The 10546-nt window shown below is 48.7% G+C and carries 8 protein-coding genes and 1 pseudogene; all 9 read left to right on the forward strand.

The genetic code is table 11. From position 1 onward, the window contains the following. A partial coding sequence (gcvPA, locus tag OEM52_10875; GenBank protein ID MDK9700636.1) for an aminomethyl-transferring glycine dehydrogenase subunit GcvPA occupies nt 1-1090 on the forward strand: 1090 nt, incomplete at its 5' end. A gap of 72 nt (nt 1091-1162) precedes the next feature. Further along, on the forward strand, nt 1163-1927 hold the full coding sequence (locus tag OEM52_10880; GenBank protein MDK9700637.1) for a slipin family protein: 765 nt from the start codon (nt 1163-1165) through the stop codon (nt 1925-1927). Between the two features lie 66 nt (nt 1928-1993). Then, the gene (locus tag OEM52_10885; GenBank protein MDK9700638.1) at nt 1994-3217 is read left to right on the forward strand and encodes a PEGA domain-containing protein; all 1224 of its coding nucleotides are present in this window, start codon (nt 1994-1996) and stop codon (nt 3215-3217) included. Beyond that, nucleotides 3171-3932, forward strand: a complete 762-nt coding sequence (locus OEM52_10890; GenBank protein ID MDK9700639.1) for an rRNA pseudouridine synthase — start codon at nt 3171-3173, stop codon at nt 3930-3932. The genes OEM52_10885 and OEM52_10890 overlap by 47 nt, the downstream gene beginning before the upstream one ends. A 23-nt stretch (nt 3933-3955) precedes the next feature. Next, on the forward strand, nt 3956-4237 hold the full coding sequence (locus tag OEM52_10895) for a DUF1858 domain-containing protein (GenBank protein MDK9700640.1): 282 nt from the start codon (nt 3956-3958) through the stop codon (nt 4235-4237). Beyond that, on the forward strand, nt 4212-5360 hold the full coding sequence (gene mltG / locus OEM52_10900; protein ID MDK9700641.1) for an endolytic transglycosylase MltG: 1149 nt from the start codon (nt 4212-4214) through the stop codon (nt 5358-5360). The genes OEM52_10895 and mltG overlap by 26 nt, the downstream gene beginning before the upstream one ends. Further along, a complete protein-coding gene (locus OEM52_10905; protein ID MDK9700642.1) occupies nt 5350-7635 on the forward strand; it encodes a UvrD-helicase domain-containing protein in 2286 nt (761 codons plus the stop codon). The genes mltG and OEM52_10905 overlap by 11 nt, the downstream gene beginning before the upstream one ends. 3 nt (nt 7636-7638) lie before the next feature. Beyond that, a pseudogene (nadC, locus tag OEM52_10910) lies at nt 7639-8493 on the forward strand (carboxylating nicotinate-nucleotide diphosphorylase). Then, a partial coding sequence (locus OEM52_10915; GenBank protein MDK9700643.1) for a glycoside hydrolase family 57 protein occupies nt 8490-10546 on the forward strand: 2057 nt, incomplete at its 3' end. The pseudogene nadC and the gene OEM52_10915, both read left to right, overlap by 4 nt.

Here is a 10546-nt window from a genome sequence, read left to right on the forward strand (position 1 = left end):
AGACAGCAATACGCTCTTGCTACGTTCCGAATTCTATACGGCTTATACACCGTATCAACCGGAAGTGGCACAAGGTACACTGCAGTGTATTTATGAATTTCAGTCGTTAATGACCCGTTTGACTGGGTTGCCTGTGTCAAATGCATCATTGTATGATGGTGGAACAGCGATTGCCGAGGCGATTCAGTTATTGCGTGCTTTCACAAAGAAAGACCGCATCGTTGTTTTGGGCGGTGTTAATCCGCTCTACCGGCAGGTTGTACAAACAATTATTGGCGCTTCAGATCCAGTTGTGATCGAAGTTCCGCTCACGAATGGCGTAACAAGCGTTGCAGAACTCGAAAAGCATTTAACACCCGATACCGCTTGTCTCGTGTTACAACAACCGAATTTCCTCGGGCAGTTGGAAGATGCTGCGGGACTAATCGCCGCTGCGAAGAAATTGAATATTCCATCCATCGTTTCGACGTACCCAGTTTCGCTCGGATTGTTAGAGGCACCTGGCAATTACGGTGCGGACATCGTGGTGGGGGAAGGACAATGCTTCGGACCCGGTTTGAACAGCGGTGGTCCCTATGTCGGGATTTTTGCCTGTAAGAAAGACTATGTGCGGCTCATGCCGGGACGGATTGCCGGTGTGACGATGGATGACCAGCAAAGGCGCGGTTTCGTGTTGACATTGCAGACCCGCGAGCAGCACATTCGCCGGGAAAAAGCAACTTCCAATATTTGTACCAACCAAGGTTTGATGATGCTTGCTGCTTTGTTTAACCTCTCGTTTTTAGGAAAAGAGGGAGTCAAGAAAGTTGCATACCTTAGTCATCAAAAGGCGTTGTACTTAAGCGGTGAATTGGCGAAAGTTGGATTGAAACCGGTTTACAACGGAGCATTTTTCAACGAGTTTGTCATTGCTCCGAAGTGTGGCGGCGTTAAATTCATCGAGGCGATGTTGGCAGATGGTTACTTAGCTGGTGTCGATTTAGGCAGGTTCGACAATCAGTTTGAAGGACAGGTCGCTGTTGCAGTCACTGAGTTACGTGATAAAGCGGAACTTGACGGCTATGTAGCCGCAGCCAAGAAGGTTTCCTAATCGTGGGGGCGTAATTCACAATACGCCCCCATCTCAATTGATCTTGTTCCCAATTCCTGAAAGGAGGGAAGTATGATCGGTGAAATCGGAGTCTTCGGTCTAATCGTTGTCGTGATTGGGATATTCCTGATTGCGAATATGATTCGGATTCTAAAGGAATATGAACGTGGGGTCATCTTCCGGCTGGGTCGTTTAATCGATATTAAGGGACCGGGATTAATCATCCTGATCCCGGTTATCGATCAAATCGTCAAAGTGGATTTGCGGGTGGTAACACTGGATGTGCCCCCGCAAGACATCATTACCCGGGATAATGTGTCGGTGCAAGTATCGGCTGTTATCTTCTTCCGGGTAATGGAACCGAAGAAGGCTGTTACTGAAGTTCAGAATTACCTTTTTGCGACCAGTCAGTTTAGTCAAACAACTTTGCGTTCGATTCTTGGACAAATGGAGTTGGATGACTTATTATCGGAACGTGAAAAGATTAACCTGCAATTGCAGGAAGTTATTGACCGTCATACCGGGCCATGGGGTATTAAAGTAACTGCGGTCGAAGTAAAACAAGTCGACTTGCCACAGGAAATGAAACGGGCGATGTCGGCTCAGGCGGAAGCGGAGCGGATGCGGCGAGCCAAGATCATTGCCGCCGACGGTGAATTCCAAGCATCGGCAAAGTTGGCGGAAGCTGCTACGGTGATATCGGTCGATCCAACCGCATTACAACTGCGCTATTTACAAACATTAACGGAAATCGCGGCGGAAAATAGTTCGACCATTATTTTCCCATTACCAATCGAGCTGTTCCGGGCATTTATGCCCTCGAATAAAGGATCATAACATTTGCCGTTATTAGATTCACGGACTCGAGCTATCGTAGGGGATTTCATCAGGAGTATTCTTCGGATGGTAATCCCCTTTTCGATTGCTATTGGACTTGCTTATTACTTCCTGATTGTGGCTCAACGTGAGGAACCATCCGGTTTTGTTCGAGTGATATCGGAGCCAACCGGTGCGTTAATCTTTCTCGATGGGGCGTCAACACAGTATCATACGGATACCGTTATACCGGCGGTGAAGCAAGGAAATCGCAAGGTAATGTTAGACCCAGCACATTGGAGAACCGATCCGATTTACTATTCGGTTGAGGTTAAACCCAATGATACGACAACTGTCAAGTTTGTCGCGACCCGAATTGAAACGACTGATCTAAAACAAATCTCAGAAGACACAAATTCGTTTAAGCCGGAGATGTCACAAATTGTTCCCAACTCGCGGACGCCCTCTAATCCGATGACGTCCCGTACCCCACGAACAATGCAAACAATGCAGCGGGTAGGAGCAATTCAAGTTGTGGCAAGTAAACCCGGAGCCGAGATTTTTCTCAATGGCTTATCAACCGGAAAAGAAACTCCAACGACATTGGAGCAACTGGATCCGGGGAGTTACGAAGTTTCGCTGAAGAAAGCTGGATTTCGTTCGTTACCGGAGAAACTGATGGTAACGGTTGATCCCGATGTCGGTTTGGCAGCAGCATACTTTGAATTGGTTTCCGAAAACTCCGAAGTTGAAATACAAACCCTAACAATACAAACGAATCCCACCGGACAATCAGTTTCGATAAATGGGAAGCGGTATGGACCAACACCGATTTCCGTGCAGTTGCCGTTAGGAAGATACCGGATCGAGTTAATTGCGGCAACCGGGTACGAGACACCACCCCCGCGCGATATCACCTTAACGAAACGAGAAGCGACAGTTTTGCAGATAGCATATCCGAAAATTTCCGGCGATGCATATCTCGGTATCGTTGTACCGAAAGGGAGTGAACCAATCGATATCGGGAAACTGCGAATCGAAGTAAATAACCGCCCATTTTTTACCGGTTCAAGTATGGAGACTTCATCGGCGTTGTGGAAGCGGTTCCCCGAAGGTGAGAAGACTGTTACAATTGTTTACGATAATCTATCGACTGATATCACCAGCGATTTTGCTTCCGGTTATGTAACACCGTTGGAGTTACGGTTTGAGCGGCTCTTTTCCCAAATCAAGCCGAGAGTACGTGTGTTAGATAAAGTGCCTTATGAACAATATCGCACTCGTGCCGGGAAGATTGCGGTCTTCGACTAAGATGGCGAATACCGTCCGTTTGAATAAACTGATCGCTGAACGAACCGGACTATCACGCCGCGCTGCCGATACTCTGATCGAATCTGGCAGAGTACAGGTAAATCGCCGGATTGCCCGTGCCGGAGAGCAGATTAATCCGGATAACGATATTGTTCTTTTGGATAGCAAACCACTTCCAGCTGTAACACCGATTCTCGTGTTTGCATTCCATAAACCACGCGGTTATGTTACCACATTACAAACCGGCTACGAACGCGGTCAACCGATTAGTAAACTGTTACCACCGGGTTTAGGGTTGAAACCGGCTGGACGGCTGGATGCCGAGAGCGAAGGTTTACTGATTGTTACAAACGACGGGGACCTTATCTATCGGATTACTCATCCCAGCCAGGAATTGGCAAAGGAATATCGGGTAACCCTCAACCGACCGCTGCATCGCTTGGATTTTGAGGAGCTTAGCAATGGTGTTGAGTTGGAAGATGGTTGGTGCCGACCGGATTGGTTGCAAGTCGAAGCGGGCTCGGATGTTTCCGTGCAACTGCACGAGGGGAGGAAACGCGAAGTCCGCAGAATGTTTCAAGCGTTGGGGTATCGAGTAGAAAGATTAATTAGGGTTCGCATCGGTGCAATTCAATTGGGGAACTTGCCAGCCGGGGAGTTACGGACTCTAACCAAAGATGAGTTGACTTCCATTAGTGGTAGGAATCGGGATTAATTGAAACGGGGGGAATCGTCACGATGACGCAGTTACATGAAGAAATGTCAATCGTTTCGGTTATCAGTAAGTATCCACAAACGATTCCGGTTATGCTCGATTATGGTATTCAATGTATCGGTTGCCGTCATGCTGAGTATGAATCATTACGTGAAGCTTGCCGGTGCAATGGAATTGCCGATTCCAAACGATTTCTTACAGATTTGAATAAAGCGATCGCTTCGATTCCACCCCAAGAGGAAATCGAACCACGAATCCTCTGTTACGAACACGACTCGAATGACGAACAGGAGTTTGCGGCGTAAGCGCCTTTGGCTTATGGAAACATCTACCGCTTCATCACGCGTATCACTGTATTGGGCGATTGCCAGTATCGTTGTTGCCGTTCTTATCGTTTTTTTTCAATATTACTTTTTCACACCACCACCCGATCCAAAATCACCTGTTTCGATTCGCATCGAACCCGGTAGCTCTACTCGCGATGTTGCCAGTATCCTCAAGGAAAACAAGCTAATCTGGAACGAAACACTGTTTTTGTTAACAGCGAAGTTAATTGGTGCTGATGTGCGAATTCAGCCTGGTTTATATCCGTTTGAACATAGTATGACCATGTTGGCGTTATTGGATCGCTTGGAGAAACCCGGTGGCGAGGGTGGGGTAGTTAAACTGCTGGAAGGCTGGACAATAGCCCAGTTTGCCAGTGAATTGAAATCGATCGGTATCGACTCCACCGAATTTATGGCAGCGGCAAAAAACAAAGTGCTGCTGGAGAGTTTTGGTATTGATGCGGACAATGCCGAAGGATACCTCTTTCCTGATACTTACAAAATGTTGGAAGGTACGACACCAGTCGAAGCGGTGAAGCGAATGTTGCGACGATTCCGGGAAGTGGTCCCCGATTCGCTTGAGCAACTTGCCCGAAGAAGATTCAATTTTTCGCTGCATGAGCTTGTCACGTTCGCATCGATTGTCGAAGCGGAAGTACAGAACCGTACCGAAGGACCTCTGGTATCGGCAGTGTACCATAACCGGTTGAAAAAAGGTATGCTACTCCAAGCCGATCCGACGATCCAGTATGTCCTCCCGGAAGGGCCGCGACGGTTGCTAACGAAAGACCTTTCTATCGACTCACCTTACAATACCTATTTATACAAAGGTCTGCCACCAGGCCCGATTTGCGCACCGGGAAAAGCGGCGTTTCAATCTTCTTTGAATCCCGCGCCGGTGAAGTATCTCTTTTTCGTTTCGCAGGCGGATGGCAGCCACGCCTTCAATGAGACGATTTCGGGTCACCTAAAATCGAAAGTTGTGTTGGACTCAGCCCGGGCTGTCGTCAAACAACGAAAACTCGCCGAACGAGATTCTTTACGACGGATTAAAGCCGCCGAATTACCTGCATCGGAGCGCTCGAAACTACGTGGCAATTAATTTATCCGAATTAAATCCGAAGCAACGCGATGCCGTTCTGCTCACGGAAGGGCCTGTACTCGTTATTGCCGGCGCGGGATCGGGCAAAACGAAAACCGTTGCGCATCGTATCGCATATCTGGTGGAAAATGGCTTAGCCCGCCCCTACGAAATTCTCGCTGTAACCTTTACCAATAAAGCTGCTGGCGAATTGAAAAACCGGGTCCAATCATTGTTAGCGGAATCCGATTTGCCGCCAGTTTTGAAATTTGGAGAAGTCGAAGCCTCCACGTTTCATAAGTTTTGTGTCCGGTTGCTACGCCGCGAAGCTGACCGCATCGGCATTACCCGCGACTTCACAATCTACGACCGTGCCGATTCCGAAACCGTTGTGAAAAACCTGCTCAAGGAACGCGATATCGATAAGGGGGAATGGACTCCATCGCGGATATTAAACGCGATTTCCGGTGCGAAAAACGAACAGCTTACCCGCGACGACTTAACGCACCGTTACCCAAAAGCTCACGACCTGATTGCGACATTATGGGAAGAATACCGCAACCGTCTGCGCCGGAGCAATGCCCTCGATCTCGACGATTTACTAACTGAAGCGTATAAACTCTTGAGCAGTAATGAAGAAGTATTGCGCTTCTATCGCGATCGCTTGAAGTACCTCCACGTCGACGAATATCAGGACACCAACCGGATTCAATATTTACTGGTGAAACTGCTGGCAGGGGAGCGAAAAAACATTTGTGCTGTCGGCGACGACGATCAAGCGATTTACGGGTGGCGGGGTGCCGATATCCGGAACATCCTCGAATTTGAGAAAGATTTCCCCGGTGCGAAGATTTTCCGCCTCGAACAGAATTACCGTAGCACGCCGAATATCCTGCGGGCTGCCGATAGCGTGATTCAACGGAACCGGATGCGCAAAGGGAAAACGCTTTGGACGGAACGGGGTGAAGGTGAGAAACCCCGGTTTATGATGGCAGTTGACGCGCGCGAAGAAGCGGAAAAGGTGATCGATTGGTTTCAATTCGCGAAAAAGGAATCGGTTAATACCGATTCCGGGACAGCGGCGGTGCTCTTCCGCACCAACGCGCAATCGTTAGCGTTTGAACAGTGTTGTATGCAGCGCGGAATTCCCTATACCGTTGTCGGCGCCTTGGAGTTTTACAAGCGGCGGGAAGTTAAGGATGTATTAGCGTATATTACCGCCCTTGCCAAAGTAGAAGAACTGGATACAGCCCAAACATCGGAACCGGTCGGTTTGATGTTGCGGGAGTCGGAAATCGAAGGTTCCGGTTGGATCGACGATTTATCGTTTGAGCGGATGATTAATAATCCGCCCCGCGGAGTTGGTAAAGTTAGTCTCGACAAACTCCGGTTGTTTGCCCGCGAACGGGGATTGCGATTGTTCGACGCAGTGCAACTTGAGGAATTCAAATCCTTTTTCGGTGGTCGCTATCCCAAAGGGTTGGACGTATTACTTACAGAGATTAGTCGTTATCGAAAACTGGCAGAGAGCAACGCAACCGACGAAGTAGTAAGGGAGTGGCTCACGAAGTGCGGATATTTCGATGCGCTTAAGAAAGAAGAAAAAGGGGACGACCGAATCCGCAACGTCGAAGAATTGCTAGCGGATTTCAAACGTTTCCGGGAAGCGAATCCAGATAGTTCAATTACCACATATCTCGAAAACGTGAAGTTACAAAGTGAAGCGGATACGTTGGAATCCCAAGCGGTTGTATCGTTACTAACGGTACACACCGCGAAGGGCTTGGAGTTCGATCAAGTGGCAGTTACCGGTCTGGAAGAAGGGTTGTTTCCGCTCGTCGATGCCGACGATAGCGAGAGCGAGCTGGAAGAGGAGCGGCGCCTATTTTACGTCGCCATTACCCGTGCCAAGAAACGACTTGCATTGAGTTGTGCATCGTTCCGGACTAAATTCGGTAAGACCGATCGAACTTTCCCTTCCAGTTTTTTATCGGAATTGCCTAACGGGGAAATCGAAGGGAATCTGTTTGGCGGATATCGCCCAACGGCGTTTCCCACTACAAATCGCTCGATGCCGAGTGCGAAACCGTCGCCCCAAGCGGCGAAAGTGACGTTGCCCGGCTCGACAACCAACACTTACAAAAGTGGTCAAAAGGTGCGACATCCGAATTTTGGAATCGGTCGTATAGTAACAGCATTACCAGCTGATGGTGGATACAAAGTTTTAGTTGAATTTCCATCGGTTGGACCAAAAACAATTTTAACGAAGTATGTCAATTTGACAATTGAGGGTTAGGCAGTGCAACAACCGGAGTGGACGGAAGCAGTCGCGCGAGCATTACGGGAAGACGGCGCGTATTCCGATGTTACAACATTGACGTTTGTCGCCGAAGATGCAATCGGCACCGCAGAAATCATTAGCCGCGTTGATGGTATCGTATGTGGTGTTCCCGCAGCTCAGGAGACTTTTTAGCAGGCAGGTACCGGTATCGAACAAAAATGGCATGTTCAAGACGGCGATCGTGCAGTCGCCGGGAAACCATGGGTAACGTTAACTGGTCGATTGCGACCGATTCTAATCGGTGAGCGTACCGCCCTGAATTTCCTGTCGCACTTATCGGGTATTGCGACCCTAACCCGTAGATTCGTTGACGCGGTTGTGGGCTTTGATTGCGTTATCCGTGATACCCGCAAGACTATGCCAGGCTTACGTGATGCACAGAAGTATGCCGTTCGGGTCGGCGGAGCAGAAAACCATCGAATGAATCTTGCCGCTGCTGGATTACTTAAAGAGAATCATTTGGTTGCTGCCGGTGGATTACCGTTGGTGTTAGAAAAACTGCAAACGATTGCAGCGCATAAAAATTCTCCGTTGTTTGAATTGGAAGTCGAATCGCTGGAAGAATTGGAAAATGCTTTAAAAGTCGGTGTAAAAGAAATCCTACTCGATAATTTTACCGTCGAACAGACTATTGAGGCAGTGCGGTTCAACCAGCGACGGGCGGTATTAGAGACATCCGGTGGTGTTACGTTGGACAATGTAGCTGCCTATGCCGCAGCAGGGGTCGACCGGATTGCGATTGGCGCATTGACCCACTCGGCAAAACCGCTCGATTTATCGTTATTGGTTCGTAGCCGGAAAACAAAAGAATGACCCGCACACCATTACTGTTTCTCCGGCACTTTCATCAACCTGACTACCGCGATCCGTGGTCGGGATTGCCGACTCTGCCGTGGGTTCGACTCCATGCCTGCCGAGGCTACAGCGATATCTTAACGGCGCTGGAGCAGGGCGAATCGAAATGGACGATTAACTGGACCGGCACGCTCCTCGAACAACTTGAATCGTGGAATCCCGATAGCGGCGCCGATGTGCAATATCTGTTAGCCGCAAAACCATCGCGGGAATTGACGCTGGAAGAGCGAATTCAATTGCTCTCCTTTTCGTTTTGGGCAAATCATCGCACATTAATTCAACCACTGCCGAAATATCGTCAATTACTCGCCAAGCGAGATGGATGGATAACCGAGACTGACCGGATTCGTGCTGCAAAATCGTTTACCAATCAAGAGTTGCGTGATTTACAAGTATTGTTTAATCTCTCCTGGTGTGGATTCACTCTGCGGAAACAGCCACTGATTGCCTCACTATTGGCTAAAGGGGCAAACTTCACCGAAGACGAGAAGCAACAATTGTTGCAAACACAAGCGGATACGGTCGCCGGATTGATTCCACGTTATCGGGATGCCTTGCGAAGTGGTAAAATTGAGATTAGTACATCTCCGTACACCCATCCAATAATACCGCTGCTGATTGATTCCGATATCGCTCTGGAAGCGATGCCAGATGCACCATTGCCAAAACCGGCATACCGTCATCCTGAGTATGCGCAGTTACAATTAAAGCGAGCAAGAAAGCTACATCAAAGAGTTTGGCATAACGATGTACAAGGGTTGTGGCCGCCGGAAGGGTCGGTTTCGCCAGCAGCCTTAGAGTGTGCAGCTAAGCAGAATTTTCAATGGGCAATTACCGATGAAGGGATTCTCGCTCGTAGCCTTCGCCACGAAGTGACAGCCGTCGAACGGAATCGAATCTATCGCTTGGAAACTGTGAATGGCCCGCTCAAACTATTCTTCCGTAACCGGGCATTATCCGATGCGATTGGGTTCCGGTACAATTCGTGGGAACCGGGAACCGCCTTGGAAGATTTATTCGCCCAATTGACCGAAGAGCAGAATAAAGTCGATTATAATTCTGCAATCACTATTGCCCTCGATGGCGAGAATGCGTGGGAAGCTTATGATGATGGTGCTGAGGGATTCTTAACCGGACTATCGCGGGCATTTGTACGGCGTAATGATTTCCGGACAACAACTCCCACAAAATTGTGCAATGAAATGGAGGCGACCCGATTGGATTGGATTGCCAGCGGTTCGTGGATTAATGCCAATTTCCGCATTTGGTGCGGTGATACCGAGAAGAATCGGGCATGGAATCAACTCGAGCGGGCAACCAAACTGCTCCAAACGAATCGTGATTCGTCGAAGTATGAAGTTGCCGAAAGTCATCTACTCTCTGCGCAGGCGTCCGATTGGTTTTGGTGGTACGGAGATATTTTTCAATCGGAAAACGATCCGGAGTTCGATCGATTGTTCCGCGGCCATTTAGCGCGGGTGCATGAGTTAACTGGCGACACAATCCCGCAAGATTTGTTAGAGCCGGCACACGGGAATCGGACTCCTAATGCGACTTTTCCGGCAGCGAATTTGGATATCACCATCGATGGGAAGGAAACAGCGTTTTACGAATGGTTAGGCGCTGGTGAGATCGAGGTTGTATCTCGTGGAGCTATTCGTCGAAGTGATTATCCGGTAACACGCGTTCGGTTTGGATACGACACTCAACGGTTACTAATAGCGTTGGATGGTTCCTTTATTCGAAATCTCCATCGCTTTGATATTGTTGTTTTGTATCAAGTGAATGGCAACGAGACCCGAGAGTATCGCTGGCATAATGGAGTTAAACCGACTGCGGACGTGAAAGCTGCAGCAAATTCTCTGTTAGAAATCGCTGTCGACAAAGCGCACTGGAATGCCGGACCGGGGAATCCAATTCAAATACGTATCGAAATTCGTGAAAAAGCCAACGTAATTCAACGGATTCCCGAGTTTGGTGTTGTATCTTTCCCTTGGCATGAGTACGAAGA

This window comes from bacterium (assembly GCA_030247525.1).
GTDB lineage: Bacteria > Electryoneota > JAOADG01 > JAOADG01 > JAOADG01 > JAOTSC01.

What these genes read in the sequence shown, in the direction of transcription:
- OEM52_10890 (MDK9700639.1), top strand. Translation starts at nt 3,171, where the DNA reads ATGAACAATATCGCACTCGTGCCGGGAAGATTGCGGTCTTCGACTAAG.
- OEM52_10895 (MDK9700640.1), top strand. Translation starts at nt 3,956, where the DNA reads ATGACGCAGTTACATGAAGAAATGTCAATCGTTTCGGTTATCAGTAAG.
- mltG (MDK9700641.1), top strand. Translation starts at nt 4,212, where the DNA reads ATGACGAACAGGAGTTTGCGGCGTAAGCGCCTTTGGCTTATGGAAACA.
- OEM52_10885 (MDK9700638.1), top strand. Translation starts at nt 1,994, where the DNA reads ATGGTAATCCCCTTTTCGATTGCTATTGGACTTGCTTATTACTTCCTG.
- OEM52_10880 (MDK9700637.1), top strand. Translation starts at nt 1,163, where the DNA reads ATGATCGGTGAAATCGGAGTCTTCGGTCTAATCGTTGTCGTGATTGGG.